The sequence below is a fragment of the Kribbella sp. NPDC031520 genome, from assembly GCF_055580825.1.
Window position 1 is genome coordinate 285232 of the sequence record NZ_JBVIKS010000001.1, and the last position, 21097, is coordinate 306328.

The following is a 21097-nucleotide window of genomic DNA, read 5'->3' on the forward strand; positions in this document are numbered from 1 at the left end:
GTACCCGAACGCCACCCAGCTCCGTATCGAGGTGGGATCTGACCGCGCTCTCGATCGCAGAGAACACGCCAGGAGCGGTCCAAGGAGAAGGATCCTGCTCAGAACAATGAGTCCGGGCACCGACCGCCGCCATCGCCTGACAGCCGGCTGGTTCCCATGTCAACACCAGGTACGTAGCAACCACCAAGGTCAGCCACGAACTCACCGAACCGGGCGATCAGCCTGGCCCGATCCACGTCGCCGCGAGCCAAGATGACCGCATTGCCTTCCATACGGAATGCCAGCCAAGGTGTTCTTCAAAGTCATCGCCGCCGCAAGCGCGGTCGCATCGCCCCCGTGTTCTGTGGCAGACCGACGATGGCTACTACCGGTCGCGGAGCGGGGTTGGCCGAGCCATCATGGCGACGAGATCGAATGCCAGCCCTGCAGCTGCCAACGCCGTGATCTGCGCGTGGTCGTATGCCGGAGCGACCTCGACGACATCGGCGCCGACGACATCGAGGTCGGCGAGGCCGTAGAGCAGCATCTGCATCTCGCGGACCGTGAGGCCACCAGGTTCGGGAGTACCGGTCCCGGGGGCATGTGCCGGGTCGAGGACATCGATGTCCACGCTGATGTACACGGGGCGATCTCCGACCCGGTGGCGGATCCGGTCGACAGACTCGTCGACACCTCGCCGGGCCACGTCCAATGTCGTAATTGTCGCAAAGCCGAGCTCGCGGTCGTCGGTGAAGTCATGGGCAGACGGCATCGTGCTGCGGATGCCGACGTGGGCCGAGTGGTTGCCGTCGATCAGACCCTCCTCGACCGCGCGACGGAACGGCGTTCCGTGGACCATCCGGGCCCCGAACACGTTGTCCCAGGTGTCGAGGTGGGCGTCGAAGTGCACAAGGGCAACTGGACCGCGCTGGGCGTGGAGCGCTCGCAACATCGGCAGGGCGATCGTGTGGTCGCCGCCGATCGTGACGATGCGATCGGCTGTGACCGCCAAGCCACGTGCCGCCTGCTCCACCTGGCCCACTGCCTTTTCGATGTCGAAGGGCGTGACGCCCACGTCGCCGGCGTCAGCCACTTGCATCTGCGTCCAGGGTTCGATCTCGAGGCCGATGTGGTAGGGCCGCAGAAGTTTGGACCCCGCGCGGACGGCCTCGGGCCCGAAGCGAGCCCCGGGTCGGTACGTCGTGCCGGCGTCGAACGGCACACCGAGGATCGCGACATCGGCTCGGCCGACCTCGTCGAGTCGCGGTAGTCGCGCGAACGTCGACCCCCCGGCGTACCTCGGCATCTCGAGCAGAGCGTCTGGTGGCCCCATAATCGTGCGCTGGGAAGGCTCGGCCTCGGACATTTGTCCTCCTGGTTGGTCGGGTCGGGCGGGTGTTTCAGGACGCCGGAGCGACTAGCAGTGACACAGGCCGGGTCGCAGCGTCGAAGGAGGCGTCAGCGCCGGCGGCGCCCATGCCGCTCAGGCCCCAGGGCTCGTAGGTCGCGTTGGCTCCGCCCTGCTGCCACGCGTTGATCCACACGAGAGCAGCACGGATGTCGCCGGCGCGGCGCTCGTGGTCCGGGTCGGTGGTGTAGACGGTGGCGGCGAGACCGAACCCGGTGCCATTGGCGAGCTCGACGGCTTGGTCGAAGGAGTCGACAACGACGACCGGCGCGACGGGGCCAAAGGTCTCCTCACGCATGATTCGCATGTCGTCGGTGACGCCGGTGAGCACCGTGGCCGGGTAGTAGAAGCCACGTCGATCGGGGACCTCCCCGCCACAGCGGACCATTGCGCCCTGGGCCAGCGCGTCGGTGACGTGCGCGTGCACCAGACTGCGCTGCGCCTCGTCGACCATGGGGCCCAATGCGGTGGCGCTCGCACTCCCGTCTCGGTCGTCGAACCCGTATGCCGCAGCGGCCTCGACGAGTGCGTCGATGAAGTCGTCAGCCACGGCACGGTGCACGAAGACACGCTCGGACGAGGTGCAGCTCTGGCCGCTGTTGACGAAGGACGAGAATGCCACCGCCTGCGCCGTCGCGACGACGTCGACGCCCGCGTCGACTATCACGGGGTCGTTGCCGCCCAGCTCCAGTACCGAGCGCTGCAGCCGTTGCGCGGCGGCGACGCCCACCGTACGTCCGACTTCGACCGAGCCCGTGAAGTGCAGGAGCGCGACGTCGTCGTGCGCGGCTAGCGGGCGTCCTGCCCGGGCGTCTCCGAGTAGCAGGTTGACGACGCCCGGCCGGAGGTCCATCAGCTCGACGAACCGAGCGGCAGACAGCGGCGCCTTCTCGGAGGGCTTGAGGACGACGGTGTTTCCCGCGGCGAGCAGCGGCACCAGGCTGCCGAGGATCGACGCCACCGTGAAGTTCCACGGGATGATGAGGCCGACGACGCCGAGCGCACGACGCTCGACGATCGTGCGGCCCGGCTCGCCAGGCACGGTCACGTCGGCGACGAACGGGTAGGTCCGCGCACGTTCGACGTCCTTGCGCCAGCCCACGACGCCGGCACGCACCATCTGCTGAGCCAGCGCCACCGGTTTGCCCATCTCAATGTTCTCGAGGGCGGCGAGCTCACCGGTGTGCTCCTCGACGACGTCGGCCACGTGCGCCAGGACCTCCAGCCGGTCGGCTAGGTTCATGGCCGCCCACTCCGGTTGCGCGGCGAGGCACGACTGCACGGCCGCGTCGGCGTCGACCGCTGTGCCGACCGGGATGCGGGCGACCGCGTCCTCCGTGGCGGGATCGATGATCTCGCGCATCCCTGGGTCGCTGGACCCGGCGGCGACGCCGTCGATGACGTGGTGCAGATCCTTCACAGCATCTCCTTGAGGGCAGGGACGATCGATCGGTCGGCTGCTCACGTCATCCGGGCTGCCACGACTTCGCCCACCAGCATGGTGGCGAGGTGAGTGTTGGCGCGTGGCACGAACGGGAAGACCGAGGCGTCGGCGACGCGGAGACCGTCGACCCCGAGCACCCGACAGTCCGGGTCGACCACCGTCGCGGGGTGGGCCGGATCGCCCATGCGGCACGTGCTGGTGGCGTGCTGGGTGTCGACGACGGTCGCACGCAGATGCTCGCGAAGGGCATCCTCGGGACCGTCCAGAGCGGCCCGCAACTCCGCGTTGGCCAGCCACACGTCGGCCTGAACGATGCGCGCGAAGGCCGGATGCTCGACGAGCTCGGCGAGTTCCCGGACACCGGCGACAAGGCGGTCGACGTCAAGGTCGTGGTCGAGCATGTTGAACGCCAACTCCGGCTGACGGCGGGGGTCCGTACCCCGCAGGCGGAGCGTGCCGCGGGAGTACGTGCGGTTCAAGAACACCCCGACAGCACCGGCACCCGCCCGCGGTACGGCAGACGCCATCGCCAGCGCGTTTTGGTTGAGCGCAGCCATCATCATGTCGAGCGGGTCGGGGGTCATTCCGCTCGAGTAGCGCACGCAACAGTTGGTGTGCCGATCCCGTGGACCGGCGGTCGCCTGCAGGGTGAGCGGGATCCCGATCAGCGCCATCGGGTGGTCCTGCATGCCTTCGCCGACCGGTAGGTCCGTATGGACTGCGATCCCGACTTCTCGGAGGTGGCGCGCGGGCCCGATCCCCGATCGCAGCAGGATGGACGGCGTCGCGGTCGCGCCGGCGCTCAGCACGACTTGGTCGGCACGGAGGATCTCACCGTCGGCCAGTCGTACGCCGACTGCGCGACCGGCGTCGAGCTCCACCCGGTCCACGAGGGTATTGCCGCGGATCGTCAGGCGCGGGTCGTGGCGAAGTGGCTCGAGGTAGGCGTCGTGGCACGACACCCGCCGGCCGTCGCGGGAGTTCACCGGGTACGGCGAGACGCCGCTCGCACCGGGGGCGTTGACATCCGGCGCCCACGGACGGCCCGCGGCGAGTGCCGCGTCGCGCAGCGCCAGGTCGACCGAGCCCCACTCTTCGACTGGGTAGCGGTGCACCGGGATCGGCCCGGAAGAACCGTGGTGCGGGTCCGATCCGTACTCCTGGTCGGTCTCGATGGCCGCAAGGTAGGGAAGGACCTCGGCCGCCGACCACCGGGTGCATCCGGCGGCGGCCCAGTCGTCGAAATCCTCGACAGGCGGACGGATGGCGATCTGGCCGTTGACGACTGAGCTGCCGCCCAGGCCCTTGCCCCGCCAGTACAACGACGGTTCCTGGACGGCGGTCCGGGACGCGAGGTGGTCCTCCCACAGGAGTGACTCGGAACCAGGGTCCAGGATGGCGGCAAGCGGGTTGGGCGAGCGCCAGGACTCCGCGAGCTCGGCTGCCGGGTAATCGCGTCCAGCCTCGAGCAACAGGACCTGCCGACCGGCACGCACCAATCGTGCGGCCAGCGTCGCACCGGCCGAGCCGGCGCCGACGACGACAACTTCAGCGTCCACGTCAAACCCACCGCCGCCCGGTGACATCGACGGTGTCGACGGTGTGCTCGGCGAGCACGTCGGGGATCGGCTCCGCCCCCAGACCGGGTCCGCTGGGGATCGAGACCGCGCCGTCCTTCATCACGATCGGCTCGGTGATGTCGCGGGCGTAGAACCGATCGGAGCCGGAGACGTCGCCGGGGAGAGTGAAGCCCGGCAGCCCCGCCAGGGCGGCATTGGCGGCTCGGCCGATTCCAGTCTCGAGCATGCCGCCGCACCAGACCGCGACGCCGTGCGCAAGTGCGAGGTCGTGGATGCGTACCGCCTCAACATACCCGCCGACTCGTCCGGGCTTGATGTTGATGACACTGGCCGCTCCCAGCGCGATCGCGTCGGCGGCGGACTGCGCGGACACGATCGACTCGTCGAGGCAGATCGGCGTACTGATCATGCCCGCGAGCAACGCGTGCTGCCGGAGGTCCTCCTCTCCCAAGGGCTGTTCGATCAGCAGCAGTTCGAACGGGTCGAGTTTGCGCAGCAGATGGGCATCTGAGAGGCGGTAGGCGGTGTTCGCGTCGACCTGTAGCGCGATGTCGCCGAACCGCTCCCGCACCGCCTTGACCGGCTCGAAGTCCCAGCCGGGCTTGATCTTGAGTTTGATGCGCGCGTAGCCCTGGCCGACGAAGTCACCGACTCGCTCGAGCAGGTCGGGGATCGACTTCTCGATCCCGACGCTGACACCTGACGGCACCGAGGCGCGGGTCACCCCGAGATGCGCTGCGTACGACGTGTTCCGCAGACGCAGCTGGGCATCGAGGATCGCCATCTCCAAGGCGCCTTTGGCCATGCGGTGGCCCACCACGTGCTCGAGGGCCACGCTGACCGTCGCCGCCGCGACGGCGTTGCCCGCAGCCTGCCATTCGAACAGCGCGGGTACGAGGAATCGTCGCAGGATCTCGCGTGCGCCTTCGAGGTACTCCGGGGAGTAGTACGGCTCGGTGAGAGCAACACACTCACCCCAGCCCGTCACAGTACGGCTGCCGACTGACGCCGTGACCCGGATCAGGAGCGGACGCCGCTCGGTCTGGGTGGAGAACGAGGTGGTGAAGGGGTGAACCAGCGGCATCCGGACCGTGATGAGTTCGACGCGCTCGATGTGCATTGTCAGATGCTCCTCGTGAGGCAGTAGTGACCCTGGCGGTCGAAGTCGACGACCGTCCATCCGTTGTGCAGCAATCCACCGAGCGCCCGCCGCAGCGCGAGCCGCCAGGAGGTCGCGAGTTCGGGTTCCTGCTGCCGCAGGGCCTCGATGTCGGAGGGGATCTCGACGACGCATCGAGTCAGCGAGTCTGCCCGGCCGAGGTCGAGCTCGGGTCGGCGGTCCACCGACGTCAGTACGGCGGGGCCACGGTCCTGCTCTGCTCGCGACGGCGCCGTGGCCTGCTCAATCTGCCAGGCCACCAGGACCCGGTCGTTGTGCTGGCCTTGGTTGACGCCGTCACCCATCGGCCCGTAGAACTCCGGAAGATAGACCTCGACCTCGGCACCGAGCTTGTGGATGTTGAAGTACGCATTCCGCGCCACCAGCGGGTCGAACGTCCATGTCACGCGAGTGACGCCGCGTTCCAGGCACCAGTCCCGCTGGTGAAACTTGAGGGCTTGGCCCCACCCGGTCCCTGCCGCGTCGGCTCGGACGCCGGCGATGTGGGAATGCAACGCGTTCTGTCGGGGCGGGTAGAAGAACCCGACGCACGCCGCCACGAGCTCATCGCCACGGAAACCACCGGCGACGTAGTTGCCCGCGTGCGCGAACGCCGTGAGCAGCTCCGGGCTGACATGCGACTGGTCGTTGTCCATCTTCCAGATCTTTGCCAGCAGCTCGGATGCGGCGGTCATCTCCTCTGGCCCGTGCAACAGCCGCAGTTCCATCGCCTCCGATGCAGCGCTCGTGGCCGTCACGAGCGCTCCTCACGCAAGAAGCGGGAGCCGTTGTAGGCACCACCGACGACTGGACGGAACTGCTGCCATCCCGCGATATCGGGTGTGGTGTAGGCGTAGGCACCCGGGATGTTCGATGCGTGCAACGCGAAGGCCTTCGGCTCCTCCGGCTCGCCGTGCACGGGCGCCATTCGATCCACCAGCGTCAGTTCGAGGCCCTCTGCGTCCGGAGAGATCTGCGCTTGATACCCCGCGCATTCCCAGGTGCCCTCGATCGGCTCGGGTGGACGTGACAGGTCTGCACGGACCCGATCTGGCGGCAGGCTGCCGTCGATCGACGACGTGACGTCTGCGAACAGCTCGTAGAAGAGTCCGTCTGGTTGGCCGCCGCTCGTCAGCATCGCCACCGCGTAGTTCGTGCCCGGGATGAGGCGCAGGTACGAACGTTGGCCGATCGTGCCGCCGTCGTGGCCGTACACGAAGGTTCCGTGCCAGTCCTCGAGGAACCAACCCAGCCCCCAGCCGTGGACCGTGGCGACACTTTGTCGCAGATCGACGTGCTCGATGGTCATCAGGCGAGCGCTTGCGGCGGACAGTACCCGGACGCCGGCGGGAGTCACCCCGCCGCGCAGCGCGGTTTCGGCGAACGTCAGCAGATCGCCGATGCTGGCCACGATCAGCCCAGCGGGCCCCATGGACCGGGTGATCGACCACTTGGGTACCGGCGTGGACTGATCGCCGAAACCGGTGTGGCCAGTCGCCACGGCGAACCTGGGTGCGTCCTCGCTCCGAGTGATCGTGTGCTGCAGACCCATCGGTTCGATCAAATGATGAACGAGAGCTTCGTCCCAGGTCATGTCACGGAGCACTTCGACGATGCGACCCGCAATGACGAACGCGGCGTTGCAGTAGGAGAACCGCTCTCCGAGCGGGTGGATGTGGGAGACGGTTGCAAGATTCTCTACGTAGCGCGCGACGCAGTCGTCTCCCGTTCCGGTGTCGGTGAAGACGTCTCCGTCGATGCCGCTGGTGTGGTTGAGCAGCGCCCGTACCGTCACCGAGGGCGATTCGTCATCGGCCAGTCTGAAGTCCGGCAACACTGTACGCACCGGAGCGTCGAGGTCGAGCAGCCCCTCATCGACCAGTTGCATGATCAGCATCGTCGTCCAGACCTTCGTGATCGACCCGATCTGGAACATGGCGTCGTCGATGACCGGCTCCTGGGTCGAGACGTCCAGCACCCCGGAACTCACCGTGGTCCGGTCGAAAGCCGTTCCGTTGTCGTCGAGTTGCACGATCCCGAGTTGCGCACCGACGACGCCGTGGCGCTCCCGGAGGAGGTCCAGACGACGGTGCCAGTACTCCGGCGCACGTGCGGCCGGGGACAGCGCCGCCGGACGTGGTGCGGCGCGGGTGTGCTGCTCGACCCATTCGACGACCCGGGCGTGGTAGTCGATGCGATGGTCGATGTTGCCTTCGGCAATGAACAGGTGGCTCCCTCCTGGATAGGCCACCATGCGCGTCGGCACGCCCCGGATCCGCAGTGCGGAGAACCACTGCTGCGCCTGCCCGACCGGACAGATGTCGTCAGCCGCACCGTGCAGGACCAACGTGGGTGTCTTGACCTGATCGACACGGGCGATCGGAGAGCTCTCGATGAGCCGGGCTACGTCCGTTGGTGTGGTGCCGGCCGTCGCCAATGCGAAGTAGCCGTCCGGCAGCAGGCGCTGGCCTGCGATCGAGGCGAAGTCGCAGATCAGGCCGCCGGCCACGGCTGCCGCGAACCGGTCCGTGTTGGCGGTGAGCGCACAGGTGGCGATGCCGCCGTAGCTGTAGCCGGTGACAGCGAGTCGATCCGGGTCGGCGATCCCTTCGGCGATCAGCTGATCGATCGGTTCGAGGAAGTCAGGTACGTCGACCTGTCCCCAGCCGCCGTCGACGGCTCGATAGAACTTCTCGCCGTACCCATCCGATCCGCGGGGGTTCAGGGTCAGGACCCGCCACCCGCGCGAGACGAGAAGCTGCTGGTACAGGTGGATCTCGTCGGCCACACCGGCCCAGGCGTTGTGCGGGCCGCCGTGGATATCGAGTAGGAGTGGGGCGGCTCCGGTCGTGTCCGGTGCCGCCATCAACCACCCGTGCACGACAGTGCCGTCGCTGATCGTGAACTCCCGCGGCTCCGGTCGATGGAGCTGCACCCCGGGGAGACTGTCTTCCATCAGCGAGGTGAGAACCTCGAGCTTTCCGGTGTCCAGGTCGACGATCGCCACTTCGGCAAACGACTCGGGAGTGGTCAGGACGATCGCGGCACGATCTACGTCGGCGGCAACCGACAGCGCGGACACGACGTGATGCGGCTCCGCGACGATCGGCCGCCCTGCTCCACCATCCGGACCAACGCCGTAGAGATGGGTCCAGCCGCGATCACGCAGACAGAAGACGATCTCGCTGCCGTCGTGGCTGCACGCCGGGTGGCCACCTGGATAGCCGGTCGCGCCCGGCATCACATTGCGATCCAACTCGGCCGTGATGGCTACGTCAGGTGTGCCGTCGGCGTATAGGCGAAGGATCCTGGCGTGGCCGGCCGCCATCACCGGTGCTCCGACCGCGACCAGCGACCCGCCATCAGGAGCCCACGAGACCGGACCGGAAATCCCGGTCGCGTGTCCGTACACCTGTATGGGGGCGAGCGGGTCATCGACTTCGACCACATAGGCGCGGCGCTCGAGGTCAACGTCGGCAAGAGGTGCCATGGAGGCCGCGAAGGCAAGGTACTTGCCGTCAGGCGACCAGGCCGGGTCGCCGGTGTCGTAGTCGCCGTCGGTGATCTGCCTGACCTGCCTCGTGTCCAGGTCCAGCACGAAGATCTGCCGACGGATGCTGCCGATCCAGCCGATCCCGTCCGACTTCTGGTCGAGCGTGTCGACGACGATCGGCGAATCGGCTCGACCAGGCGCACGGTCCACGGGTGCGGCAAAGGCGACGCGCCGGCCATCTCGGCTGACCGCTGGGGCGCCCGCCCCCAGCGGCAGCCCGGTCAACCGGATCGGCTCACCCACGGGCGGCAGGAGATGCAGCTGTGGAACGTCAACGACATTCCGCAGGAAGATAACGCCCGAGGCGAGGATCGCAGGCGCTCGATCTGCCGGCCCCTGGGTCAGCTGCTGCGGGTCGCCACCGCTCGACACAGCCCACAGCGAAGTCTTTGTACGGCGGCCCGCTACCTGGCGCCGCGTGAAGACGACTCGTCCGCCGTCCGCCGTGATCGCAGTCTCGGGAACATTGACGATCCGGCGTACGTCGTCGAGACCGAACGGGCGAGACGTCATAAAACTTCTCCTTCGCCGAAGATGGGGACGCCGATCCGGGGAACGGCCCCGATCAGCTCGCGTGTATAGGGGTGTTCCGGCCGGTCGATCACCTGAGTGGCGGTCCCGGCCTCGACGACCTCGCCGTCCTTCATGACCGCGACGTCGTCACACAGCTGCCTGACGACGGCGAGGTTGTGGCTGATGAACAGAACCGTCAGATCGAGCTCCTGCTGGACACGCATCAGAAGATTCAGCACCGTCCCTTGGACCGAGACGTCCAACGCGGAAGTGATCTCGTCAGCCAGCAGCACCCGGGGCCTGGCGGCAAGCGCCCGAGCGATCGCGACGCGCTGCCGTTGTCCCCCCGACAGCTGCATCGGGAAGTCGCCGGCCCGGGCCGGGTCGAGCTCGACCATCTCGAGCAGCGCGGCTACCTCCGTGCGCCGCTGGGCACGATCGCGCCTGCTCGTTGTTCCGCGCATCGCAAGCGCCTCCTCGAGCGAGGCGCCGATGGACATCCGGGGGTTCAGACAGGAGTTCGCGTCCTGGAAGATCATCTGCGCGGTGCGGCGAACCGATGCCGCACTCCCCCGGGCACGGACGACATCGGTGCCGTCGACCAGAATCCGGCCGGCGTGCGCTTCGTGCAGGCCGACGACAGCACGCGCCAGCGTCGACTTGCCCGATCCGGATTCGCCGACCAGCGCCACTGTCCGGCCGTGCGGCACGGTGAAGCTCACTCCGCGAACCGCTTCGAGGGCCGAGTGCCCACTCCCGTATCTGACGCTCACGTTCTCGAAGACGAGGTCGCCTCTGCTTTCTGTTCGCTCGCTACGCTCGCTCATGCCGTTCCCTCCCTGACTGTCTCGGCGGGAAACTCGGCGTCTTCGGGGATCGTGACGAACGCCGTGCCCGGAACGGCATCCAGGTGCGGCACGGCTGCTGTCAGGGCTTGGGTGTACGGGTGCTTCGCGCGCCCGTTCGCGAGATCGTCAGCGGACAGACTCTCCACGACGACTCCCCGGTACATGACCAGGACCCGGGTGCAGAACGACGAGACCAGCGAGATGTCGTGGGACACGAACATGACCGCCGTGCTGTGCTCGCGGTTCACCTTGTGCAGCAGTGCCAGGACTTCCCGCTGCACGGTGACGTCGAGGGCCGTCGTCGGTTCGTCGGCGATCACCAGCGCCGGTTCGCCCATGAGCCCCGTCGCGATCATGGCGCGCTGGCGCATGCCGCCGGAGAACTCGTACGGATACTGGCGAGCACGACGCTCCGGGTCGGAGATCCGTACAGCGGCAAGCCTGTCGACTGCCCGCTGGCGTGCCCGTTTGCGGTTGAGGCCGCCGTGCAGGATGCCGGGTTCCGCGACCTGCGTACCGACCTGCTGGGCGGGGTTGAGCGAGGTCGAGGGATCTTGGAAGACGAATGCCAGTCGGGTCCCGAGCTGGTGGGCCAGCGACCTGGAGCGCGGACCGTCGGGCACCTTGCCATTGGCAACAAGTTCTGTGTCGTCGAACCGGATCGACGAAGCTGCCACCCGGAGCGGCGCTTCCAGGAGTGACGCGACCGCCATACAGGTCAGCGATTTGCCGGAACCTGACTCACCGACGATGCCGACGATCTCGCCGCGACCGATGTCGAAGCTGACACCACGGACAGGCGTCGCCCAGCCGTCTGCCTGCGGCGCCTCCACCCGCAGATCTCGCACCCTCAGGATCGGGTCGTCTGCGATCTGCAGTACGGCGGAGGTCTCGGTCGCGGTGGTGGTTGGCCGGCTCCGGCGCCGGCCGGACGGCCGGTGCAGCCCGAACGCTCGGGCAAGCACCTCGCCGACGAGCGCGAATGTCACGCCGGCGAACACGATGGCAGCGCCCAGGCCGAGCGCCGGAGCGGGGTTCACATAGATGGCACCTACGCTCTCGTTGAGCATGCGGCCCCAGTCGTAGTTCGGCGCCTGGACCCCGAGGCCCAGAAAGGAGAGCCCGGTGGCCGCCACGAGCGCGGTACCGGCACCGATACTGGCATTGACGATGAGCGGGTCGCGCACATTGGGCAGGACGTGGCGCATCAGGATCCGCGGCCGGCTGACGCCGAGGATGCGAGCAGCCGCCACGAAGTCGCGTCCGGTCACTGACGCACCGAGGGTCTGTGCGAGCCGAGCGTATGACGGCGCCATGGCCAGCCCGATCGCGAGCGTGACGCTGACGGCGCCCACGCCGAGGGTGATTGAGACGACGATCGCGAGCAGCAGCGCCGGAAAGGCGAGCGCGATTCCGGTGGCGCTGTTGATCAGTCGCCCGAGCCACCGCGGCGCGATCGTCGGCAGCAGGCCGATGACAACACCGACCACGACGCCGAGGGCGGCGGCCAGCAGGGCGGTGAGGATCGAGAGCCGGGTGGCGCTGAGCACCCGAGCGAGAACGTCCCGGCCGCCGGCGTCAGTGCCGAGAAGGTGGTCGGCAGTGGGCCGCGCCGACAACTGGGTCAGATCCGCCTGCCGCGCAGCATCACCCCAGAGCACCGGTCCTAGAATCGCGAAGAACGCAACCAGGATCAAAGCAGCCACCGCACAGATTCCGGGCGGGGAAGACAGGACAGCAAGGAACCTTCGTCGCGGCGCGACCGCCGTTGGCACCTGTGCGCCGGTTGACGTCACGGCGGCGGGATCCGCGACGGCTGTGTCGGGAGAGGACATGGTTGTCAACGCCATCACCCGTCCTTCAGGGCTGAACGCGGGTCAAGACAGACCAGCACAATGTCGATCAGGAGGTTCGAGACGAGGACGATCAGGCCGTAGACGAGAACGATCCCCTGCGCGAGCGGGAAGTCCTTGCTCCGCACCGCATCCACGATCGTCATGCCCAGCCCAGGCCACGAAAAGATCGTCTCGATCAGCACCGTGCCCGCGACCAGCGAACCGAGCACGATTCCGGCGATGGTCAGCGAGGGGGTCAGCAGGTTCGGCAAAGCGTGGCGGAAGTACAGGCGCCACGTCGGCATGCGCTTCGCACGCGCTGTCCGGATGTAGTCCTGCTCGAACACGGTCAGCGCTTCGACCCGGACAATCCTCGAGACACCAGCGGCAACTCCGATCGACAACGCCAGGACCGGCAGCACATACGAGCTCGGACCGACACGCCCGGCGACGGGAAGCAGATGGCTCCGTACGGCGAACAGGTACACCAAACCGACTCCGATCAGGAACTCGGGAACGACAGCCAGCAGACCGCTCACCGAGGTGTAAGTCAGGTCGACCGCTGGTCTGCGGCCACCTCGGGTGAGTGCTGCCGCGGCGATGCCGAGCGGTACCGACACCAGGAGCACCACCACCAGCGCGAGGAACGCGAGTTCCAAGGTCGCCGGCAGGCGCTGCGCGATGATCGTTGTCACCGGCAAGTGAAGGGCGAACGAGTCTCCGAGTTTCCACGTGGACAGTCCCGTCCAGAAGTTCACGTACTGCATCCACAGCGGGTCGTTCAGCCCCAAGCTCTCGCGTTGCGCCTCCACGACCGCGGCCGTCGCATGGGTACCGAGGGCGTTGCGAACCGGGTCCCCCGGGATCAGCCGGACCATCAGGAAGACAGCCGTCACCAGCACGACCACCGAATACGCCAGCCGCACCAGGCGCCGCGCGACGAAAGCCCTCAGCGTGGCAGCCGGTGCCGTAGTCATTTCAGCACCCGGATCGCCGACCCGGGCAGCTGCCCACCGACCGGCGGATACAGCGCCTCCGCCTTGTTGAAGTACATCTTGTATGGCGTGATGGACACCGGGATCAGGTCAGCGCTTGTCATCAGCGCCTGCTCCGCCCCGGCCCAGGCCTTGCACGCCGCGTCGCCGGCCAGGCCCGCCGCCGCGGCAACGCGGCTGTTGTAGTCCTTGTTGGCGATCGATGCGAAGTTGGTTCCGGCGGGAGCGGCCGGTCCCGAGAGGTACTGCGGGAAGATGGCTGGTGTGCCGGACTGAAGGTTCAGCCCGAGCGATGCCGCCCAGCCTGACGGATCCTTGCTCGCGAAGGTCCGGCTGATGATGTAGTTCTCGTCACCACCGTCGAGTTTCACCGTGACACCAGCAGCCTCCCACTGCTTCGCGACGTACTCCGCAGCGGCACTGCCGGTGTCGGTGGTGTTGTCGTAGACCAGCGTGATCTTGATCGGCGCGCCCACCGCACGCAGAGCCTGACCGGCAGCGGTTGCGTCGTAGGAGGGTAGGGTGCCCTTGACGGTGTCGTAGTTGCAGAGGCTCGTCTCGGACAGCAGCGACTTCGCTCGTTCGCCTTTGCCGCTGGTCAGGATCTTCGTCAGGGTGTCGAGGTCGATGGCCTGGGTCAGTGCGCGCCGGACCCGGACGTCGGCAGTCGGTAGACCTTGAAGGTGGTTGTAGGTGATCATCCCGGACATGGCCGGTGACGGCAGCGAGCTGAGTTGGCTCAGGCGTGCCTCGTCCTGGCCGCTCACCATCGCTGCGTTGAGTTGGCCTGACAGCAACAGGTTCGCCCTGGTCGACGGGCTCGGCACGATCTTGATGGTCACCGACTTCGGCAACCCTGGCGTGTCCGAGCTGCTCTGCTTGGGTCCCCAGGTGTAGCCCGTTCTGCGGTTCAGCGTGATCGAGTCGCCGGCGACGACGTGATCGATGACGAACGGTCCAGTTCCGTCACTACCCGCCGAGAGAGTCTTGGGATCCTTCAACCCGCGCTCGCACACCAACTGCTGCCCACCGAGGTCGGCCAGCATGAACGGCCTCGGCTTGGCGGTGCTGACGGTCAGCACGTTTCCCTTCGCGCTCGCCTTCGCATCGGCAGGGACAACGGACTCCAGCCGCGGCGATTTGTTGGCCGGATCGGCGATCCAGTTCAGATTGTCCGCGGCGGTCTGCGCGGTGAAAGGCGTACCGTCGGCGCAGGTGATGTCCTCTCGCAGCGTGTACGTGACCTTGGTCGGACTTTCGGTCCAGCTCTTTGCCAGGAATGGCGCGGGCTTGCCCGTCGCGGGGTCGAAGAAGATCAACGTGTCGTAGGAGTACATGCCGGCGATCTGCGCGTTGACAAGGTTGGTGACGAGCGGATTCAGGTCACCGGGATCCGAGTCGATCGCGACCGCGAAGGTGCCGTCGGTCGCAAAGTCGGGCTGGCCCCCGGCCGAACGCGAGCCACCGCAAGAAGCCAGGAGCGCGGGAAGCGCGAGGGCCAGGGCTGCAGAAGCAGCGGCGCGTCGATTCATGGCAGAACCGCCTTAGGTCGGGGTCAGAACAGGGTGTGAGGCCGAGCACCCAGATTCACCCCGGCAGGCTGCCAGTGCATCGTGCGACCGTCCGATCCGTACGCCTGGACCTTGAACTATCGACCAACCCACTGAACCGCCGGATGGTCTACCGCGGCGGTTCCTGTCCCGGTGATCGTCGACCGGTACCGAGGCGGAGTTGCAGCATCAAACCGAACCGTTCATCGGGATCGGCCAGATCCACACCTCCGATCTCCTCGATCCGGCCCAGCCGGTAGCGGAAGGTGTTCTTGTGCACGTGGATGGCACGAGCCGCGTCGACGACGTCCCCGAAATGCTCCAGCCAACTCTCGAGCGTCAACACCAGCTGGGTGTCGTGTTCGGCGTCGTACTTCGCCAGGACGGCAAGTGGTCCGGCCAGCTCGATGCGGTCCGTTGCCATCAGGTCCCTCAGACGCAGCAGGATGGACTCGATCGCCACATCCGCCAGCGCCGCAACCCGCCTGCCCTCGCGCGGATTGGTTGTCAGCACCCGCAGCGCGGCGTCGGCATCGCGCCGGGACGAGGCCAGTTCGCCGACGTCCTCGACGATGCCCCCGAGACCGGCGCAGAACTCGGTCGTAGTATCCAGACGGGTGATGAACTCGGCAGCCAGATCCTTCAGCGAAGCGAGGGCCGTGGCCACCGTGGCGCGCACGGGGACCACGGCATAGATTGCGCCGCCTAACTGGGCCGCGATGGCGCGGGGGTAGGTCGGCCTGAGGTGGGCCCGAAGCGTGAAGGCGGCGCGCTGGATGTCGGCCGTCGTACGGACCTCTTCGTCGGAATGCCGAGGTCCGAACACCAGGACGCAGGCCGGCGACGTTCCGAACGCCAACTGCTGGGCGGCGTCACGCGCACCGGTCCCGCCCCCGATCAGCATCGACAGCAGCGCCACCCCGAGTCGTTGCGAGGCGTCGGCGCTGACCCGGGCCCGCAGCATCTCGAGCGCGATCACCCGCGCGGCCGCGATCATGGCAGTTTCCCGCTCAGGCGTGAGCGGTTCCGACACCGCTGCCCAGATGGACCCGAGGACCTCGTCGCCGGCCTGGACCCGGATGGCCACTCGGGGAAGTACGCCGGGGGCGGGATTCTGCATGAACACCGGTCGCTCCGAGGAATACACCCGGCGGAACATGCCCTTCTCTCTTTGGTACCCGCTGTAGAGCTCCGGAACCTGAAGCCCGAGGATCGTCAGCCGGCGCGGCTCGTCGGCCCCGGCCTGATCAGCCGAAAAGGCGACGACCCGCGAGGACAGGTCCTCGATGGTGACCGGCGCGTCGATGAGGGCCGCGAGCGAGTTCGCCAAGGCGAACAGATCTCGATTCGCGTCGCCCCCGACAGCGGGATCGCCATCGGCACCCAGATGCAGAGCGCCGCTGAGCAAGGTCGCCACCTGGATCCACGACGCGCCCTGCACCAGACCGATGACGGACACGTGGCCGGCCTCCGCCTCGCGGGCGACCGCCTCATCGACGATCAACGGCTCCCGCACCACGAGGGCAGTGGCCCCGGCTTCCCCCAACGCTCTGACCAGGGTGACCAAGCTGTCGTCGACCGCAACGCCGACGCCCAGCACCACTGCATCTCGTGGGACATCGGGTTGGTCCAGAGGATCGTGGAGGACGACACTCGTCACGGCACGGTCCGGTTGCCGTGGCCCCGCCTTGAGCGTCAACAAGGTCGTACCCAGCCGCTCGACCAATCGGCCGAGGTCCGCCGAGCCACTCAAAGCGTCATCCATTGTGCGATCGTACATTTGACCCTTGCCTTGTTTGGGCGATCGCCCCAGTTCCGGCGCGTACCTCACGACCAGAATGGGCGTGGCAGGCAACGATCAGGAGAGGGTCAGCGATGAAGGCGTACATCTCAGTCGACATGGAGGGCATCGCCGGCATCGCGACCCTCGACCAAATAGTGCGCGGCGGCTTCGGCTATCCCCGCGCCCAGGAGCTGATGACCGACGAAGCCAACGCCGCGATCGCGGGCGCCTTCGACGGCGGCGCCACCAGCGTGATCGTCAACGACTCCCACGGCACGATGGACAACCTGATCCACGAGCGACTCGACCCAAGGGCACGAGTGATCTTCGGGAAACCCAAGGCCCAGTGCATGGCCGAAGGCCTGACCGAAGACTGCGACGTCGCACTCTTCATCGGCTACCACGCACCGGCCGGTACTCCGGGACTCCTTGCGCACACGTTCTCCGCCTACTTCGCCGAAGTCAGAGTCAACGGATCACCGGTGTCAGAGGCCGAAGTCAACGCCCTCTACGCCGCGTCGCTCGGAGTCCCAGTAGGCCTCATCACCGGGGATGACGTCATCGGCGCGATCGCAACCAACGTCTTTCCCGAGGCCACGATCGTGACCGTCAAGAAGACCCACGGATTCTCCGCCACGGACTCCGTCGCGCCCAGCGTGGCAAGAGACCTTGTCCGGGAGGGCGCGGCCGACGCCGTAGGACGTGCATCGGCATTGAGCTGTCCGCCGCCACCGCCGTCGTTCGAGGTCGAGGTGGACATGCCGTCGCCTGTAGCCGCCGAACTCGCTGCATGCATCCCGGGGTGCGTCCGGAATGGCGATCGGACGGTGTCGACCGTACTCACGGAGTCAACGGACCTCCTCGGATTCATCACCGTCCTGTATGAGCTCGCGGCGGGCAGCGAACGGGCGCGTCAGGTGATCTCAGACCGCCGTTGAAGCCTCGCTCGTGATCTCCTCGACGAGAGCAGCGAGCAACTGAGTGCGCGGGACGATCCACGCTGTCTCCACATGTTCGGTCCGGGCGTGCGCCCCGCCACCCACGGCCCCCAGCCCGTCCAGGGTCGGCACGCCCATACCCGCCGTGAAGTTCCCATCCGATGCGCCACCAACCGCGATCTCCTCCAACTGCGGGATCTCCAGGCGTCGTGCGATTCGCTGCGCGCGCACGAACAACTCAGCAGCCGTGCCCCGTTCCATCGGCGGCCTGTTGATTCCGCCCCGCACCCGGATATCCGCCCCGGCCAGCGCCGGCCTCACATCGCGAATCGCCTGGTCCACGCGTTCCTGCTCCGCGACACTGCCCGCCCGAACGTCGACAGCAACAGTGGCCATCGCAGGCACAGTGTTGGGCGTCGTGCCGGCACTCATCACGGTCGGGGTGACCGTCGTACCGGCCGCTGAGTCAGCGAGCTGAGCGATCGCCAGGACGGCCTCGGCGACTGCGATCGTCGCATTTACGCCCTTCTCCGGATCGAGACCGCTGTGTGCGGCACGACCGAGCACCTCGATCTCGTAGCGGGACACGCCTTTGCGTCCCGTCTTCAAGGCGCCGCCCGGACCGGCCGCCTCCAGCACGAGGGCTGCCTGGCACTTGGCTGCTTCCTGCTCGATCAGCGCTCGTGACGTCGTGGAGCCCAACTCCTCATCGCCCGTGACGAGCAGCGTCACCTGATCGAGGACGTCGGCGCCGCGATGCTGCTGCAGCCACACCAGGGCATGGATCGCCTGCACGAGGCCGAGTTTCATGTCGAAGCATCCCGGGCCACGGACGACGCCGTCAGACTCGGTGTAGGGCAGCTCGCGCAGCGTACCGAGCGGCCACACGGTGTCGTGGTGCCCGAGGAGCATGACCTTCGGGTTCGCTCCGCGCAGCAGCACATGGTCGACACCGTCGACGCTCAGGATCTCTGGCCGACGGCCCAAACGCTCCTCAATCAAGTGCGCAACCTCTCGCGCAGACCGACTGACAGCGTCCAGATCCGCCGACGGCGACTCAGTACGAACGAGCCTGCTCAGATCCTCGAGGAGAAGCGATAGCTGCACGGGGCGCCTCCGCACCTGGGTCGGACACAACCCCATCAGTCTCCAGGGGGACCGCCGCGAAGTACCCGTTCGTTCGAACAAAGATGGTCGATCCACTTCTGCCATGCGGCTAAGGTGCTGGATCGGTCACATCAGCCCACTCGACCCCGATGGCTTTCATGCCGCGCTCCCTGTCGCGGCCGCTGGGGGCTCCGCTGAGTACGACGTGCTGCTTGACGAGGGTTTCGTCGCCGAGGGACGAGACCAGGAACTGGGCGACGTCCTCGGGCGCGATGGCAAGTGGGCTCGGCGTGCGGATCTGGGTGGCCCTACGACGAAAGATCCTCGTGTACAGCACGTCAAATCAGCCATGCTGAACGTGGATCGGAGCGGATCAAGGTGAGCATGTCACCCTCAGGTCAGCCTCAGTGAGGACCAGTAACGCGATCCTAGACCGTAGTCACGCTGATCTGATGCGAATAACAAAGGCCCTCTGACCAGTGCTTCCCTGGTCAGAGGGCCTTTCCAAGTAGCGGGGGCAGGATTTGAACCTGCGACCTCTGGGTTATGAGCCCAGCGAGCTACCGAGCTGCTCCACCCCGCGTCGTTGTGTCTTTAGTTTAGAGGATCCGGGCCGAGCAACCAAATCGGTTCCCGGTGCGGCGTAAACCCGTGTCGGCGGGTGGCTCCGCGGCGTACCGTCCGAGTATGTCCCGACACGTCGTCCGCCCGTTCGAGGAGGCGGATCTGCCGGCCGCGGCCGGCCTGCTCGCACAGCGGCACCGGGTGCATCGCAAGCGTCACCCACTGCTTCCCGCCGACTACGAGGACGAGCGCCTGGCGCTGACCGAGGTCACTGCGGCCTGGGAGACCGAAGGTGCGTCCGGAGCCGTCATGGTGGAGGACGGCGAGGTCACCGGTTACTTGCTCGCAGCACCGAAACCGTCGCCGGCCTGGGGTCCGAACATCTGGGTCGAGGCCGCCGGTCACGCCGTACGTGAGCCGGAACACATCCGTGACCTGTACGGCGCCGCCGCTGAAGGCTGGGTCGACTCCGGCCGCATCGCGCAGTACGTCCTCGTGCCCGACGACGCCGAGCTGATCGACGCCTGGTTCCGGCTCGCATTCGGCGCGCAGCACGTGCACGCGGTCCGCCCGGTGCCGACGACGCCGTCCACTCCGCCGCGGGATCTCGTCGTACGTCGGGCAGCCCGCGCCGACATCCCCGTACTGGCGGAGCTCGATCTCGTACTGCCTCAGCACCAAGGCCAGTCGCCGGTGTTCTCGTCGGCCGAGGTGCCGACGCTCGAGGAGGCGGTGGCGGACTGGGAGGAGTCGATCGACGACCAGGACTACACCACGTTTGTTGCCTCGTACAACGGTAAGGTCATCGGCTCGTCGGTGGGCTGCTCACTGGACAAGTCGAGCGCGCACAGCGGGCTGGCGAAGCCGGATAACGCGGGGTTCCTCGGGTTCGCGGCCGTGCTGCCTTCGGCGCGTGGGCTCGGCGCGGGACGCGCGCTCGGTGAGGCCGTACTGCAGTGGTCGGCCGAGACCGGGTACACCTCGGTGGTCACCGACTGGCGGGTGACGAACCTGCTGTCCTCGCGGACCTGGCCGCGGCTCGGGTTCCAGCAGACGTTCCACCGATTGCACCGGCTGATCGGGCACTGACGTCCTGTTGTCCACAGGTTCGGATTCGCCGGTCCGGACGAGGTCCGATCGGTGCACCTTCTTGGACACGAAGGGCGTCTCGCAGCAGGCGCGGCGCCCGCATTCTGAGGAGGCTGTCATGTCGCGTTCATCGCTTCGTTTCCGAGTCCTGCCGTCCGCCCGTCGTATCGTGGCCGGGAGCGCGGTCGTCCTGGCCACTCTCGGCCTCGCGACCACGGCCGACGCCGCAACCGCAGCGGCGTACTCCGATGTATCCGGATCCCCATCGACCGAGCAGAGGGCTGGCACCTTGGACGGCTTCGTGATCGAGAACCTTCCCGACGGCATCGGCACGCCGAGCGACTTCACCTACGAGTGGGAAGACGTGTCCTTCCACAGCCGGGTCTGGGAGACCGGGCCGGACTCGAACGGCGCGTTCAAGGTCGACCTGACCGTGAAGACGATCCGCGGCGACAAGCTCACCGACCTCGAGACCTTGAAGAACTTCCTCGTGGAGTACGAGGAGAAGGATCCGGGCTGGCAGCTCACCCCTGTCAAGGTCGGTGGGTACGACGCGCTGTTCGCCGGCGACGAGGTGTTCTACTTCATCGAGCCGGGCGTCGCAGCCGAGGTGACGATCGACCATGACCGCTTCACCGACGAGGACGTGCTCGACACCGCGGCCGGGTTCCACCCGGAAGCCTCCTGATGCCGTAGGCAACCACCCCGGACAGGCGAACGGGGCGGCGACCCGACTGCTGTCGGTGTCGCCG

Annotated in this window: 16 protein-coding genes and 1 tRNA gene; 3 read left to right on the forward strand and 14 right to left on the reverse strand. The window is 67.3% G+C overall.

The features are described 5' to 3' along the window. Positions 1 to 364 precede the first annotated feature (364 nt). The 11 genes from speB to ACZ5BU_RS01395 form a co-directional block, all read right to left on the reverse strand. Positions 365 to 1345 carry an agmatinase gene (gene speB, locus ACZ5BU_RS01345; RefSeq protein WP_465694636.1) on the reverse strand — a complete coding sequence of 327 codons (981 nt, stop codon included), beginning with the start codon at positions 1343 to 1345 and terminating at the stop codon, positions 365 to 367. 34 nt (positions 1346 to 1379) lie between these two features. After that, positions 1380 to 2807 (reverse strand): aldehyde dehydrogenase family protein, encoded by a 1428-nt coding sequence (locus ACZ5BU_RS01350; protein ID WP_465694637.1) that lies wholly within the window; start codon positions 2805 to 2807, stop codon positions 1380 to 1382. A 41-nt stretch (positions 2808 to 2848) separates the two neighbouring features. Then, the gene (locus ACZ5BU_RS01355; protein ID WP_465694638.1) at positions 2849 to 4390 is read right to left on the reverse strand and encodes a GMC family oxidoreductase; all 1542 of its coding nucleotides are present in this window, start codon (positions 4388 to 4390) and stop codon (positions 2849 to 2851) included. Position 4391: 1 nt separating this feature from the next. Then, positions 4392 to 5531, reverse strand: a complete 1140-nt coding sequence (gene menC / locus ACZ5BU_RS01360; RefSeq protein ID WP_465694640.1) for an o-succinylbenzoate synthase — start codon at positions 5529 to 5531, stop codon at positions 4392 to 4394. Between the two features lie 2 nt (positions 5532 to 5533). After that, positions 5534 to 6328 (reverse strand): GNAT family N-acetyltransferase, encoded by a 795-nt coding sequence (locus ACZ5BU_RS01365; protein ID WP_465694641.1) that lies wholly within the window; start codon positions 6326 to 6328, stop codon positions 5534 to 5536. After that, positions 6325 to 9636 carry a serine hydrolase gene (locus ACZ5BU_RS01370; RefSeq protein ID WP_465694642.1) on the reverse strand — a complete coding sequence of 1104 codons (3312 nt, stop codon included), beginning with the start codon at positions 9634 to 9636 and terminating at the stop codon, positions 6325 to 6327. Before ACZ5BU_RS01370 ends, ACZ5BU_RS01365 begins: the two co-directional genes overlap by 4 nt. Beyond that, a complete protein-coding gene (locus ACZ5BU_RS01375; protein WP_465694644.1) occupies positions 9633 to 10358 on the reverse strand; it encodes an ABC transporter ATP-binding protein in 726 nt (241 codons plus the stop codon). Before ACZ5BU_RS01375 ends, ACZ5BU_RS01370 begins: the two co-directional genes overlap by 4 nt. Positions 10359 to 10459: 101 nt before the next feature. After that, on the reverse strand, positions 10460 to 12190 hold the full coding sequence (locus ACZ5BU_RS01380; RefSeq protein ID WP_465694645.1) for a dipeptide/oligopeptide/nickel ABC transporter permease/ATP-binding protein: 1731 nt from the start codon (positions 12188 to 12190) through the stop codon (positions 10460 to 10462). Positions 12191 to 12333: 143 nt separating this feature from the next. Next, positions 12334 to 13296 (reverse strand): ABC transporter permease, encoded by a 963-nt coding sequence (locus tag ACZ5BU_RS01385; protein WP_465694646.1) that lies wholly within the window; start codon positions 13294 to 13296, stop codon positions 12334 to 12336. Beyond that, on the reverse strand, positions 13293 to 14846 hold the full coding sequence (locus tag ACZ5BU_RS01390) for an ABC transporter substrate-binding protein (protein WP_465694648.1): 1554 nt from the start codon (positions 14844 to 14846) through the stop codon (positions 13293 to 13295). Before ACZ5BU_RS01390 ends, ACZ5BU_RS01385 begins: the two co-directional genes overlap by 4 nt. 148 nt (positions 14847 to 14994) lie before the next feature. Next, positions 14995 to 16467, reverse strand: a complete 1473-nt coding sequence (locus tag ACZ5BU_RS01395; protein ID WP_465694649.1) for a PucR family transcriptional regulator — start codon at positions 16465 to 16467, stop codon at positions 14995 to 14997. A 272-nt stretch (positions 16468 to 16739) separates the two neighbouring features. Between ACZ5BU_RS01395 and ACZ5BU_RS01400 the strand changes: the two genes are divergently transcribed. Beyond that, a complete protein-coding gene (locus ACZ5BU_RS01400; protein ID WP_465694650.1) occupies positions 16740 to 17585 on the forward strand; it encodes a M55 family metallopeptidase in 846 nt (281 codons plus the stop codon). Here the strand turns inward: ACZ5BU_RS01400 and ACZ5BU_RS01405 are convergent. The 3 genes from ACZ5BU_RS01405 to ACZ5BU_RS01415 all read right to left on the reverse strand — a co-directional run bounded on the left by ACZ5BU_RS01405 (position 17571) and on the right by ACZ5BU_RS01415 (position 19275). Continuing rightward, positions 17571 to 18797 (reverse strand): M20 family metallopeptidase, encoded by a 1227-nt coding sequence (locus ACZ5BU_RS01405; protein WP_465694652.1) that lies wholly within the window; start codon positions 18795 to 18797, stop codon positions 17571 to 17573. The two genes, ACZ5BU_RS01400 and ACZ5BU_RS01405, sit on opposite strands and share 15 nt — an antisense overlap. A 4-nt stretch (positions 18798 to 18801) precedes the next feature. Beyond that, positions 18802 to 19029, reverse strand: coding sequence for a hypothetical protein (locus ACZ5BU_RS01410; RefSeq protein ID WP_465694653.1), 228 nt, complete (start codon positions 19027 to 19029; stop codon positions 18802 to 18804). Positions 19030 to 19201: 172 nt separating this feature from the next. Further along, positions 19202 to 19275: transfer RNA gene (locus ACZ5BU_RS01415), tRNA-Met, on the reverse strand. 104 nt (positions 19276 to 19379) lie between these two features. On the opposite strand from ACZ5BU_RS01415, the gene ACZ5BU_RS01420 reads away from it, so the two are divergent. Then, positions 19380 to 20345: a GNAT family N-acetyltransferase gene (locus ACZ5BU_RS01420; RefSeq protein ID WP_465694655.1), complete on the forward strand. Its 966-nt coding sequence runs from the start codon at positions 19380 to 19382 to the stop codon at positions 20343 to 20345. A gap of 118 nt (positions 20346 to 20463) precedes the next feature. Further along, positions 20464 to 21033 (forward strand): hypothetical protein, encoded by a 570-nt coding sequence (locus ACZ5BU_RS01425; protein ID WP_465694657.1) that lies wholly within the window; start codon positions 20464 to 20466, stop codon positions 21031 to 21033. The last annotated feature ends 64 nt before the right edge of the window (positions 21034 to 21097 follow it).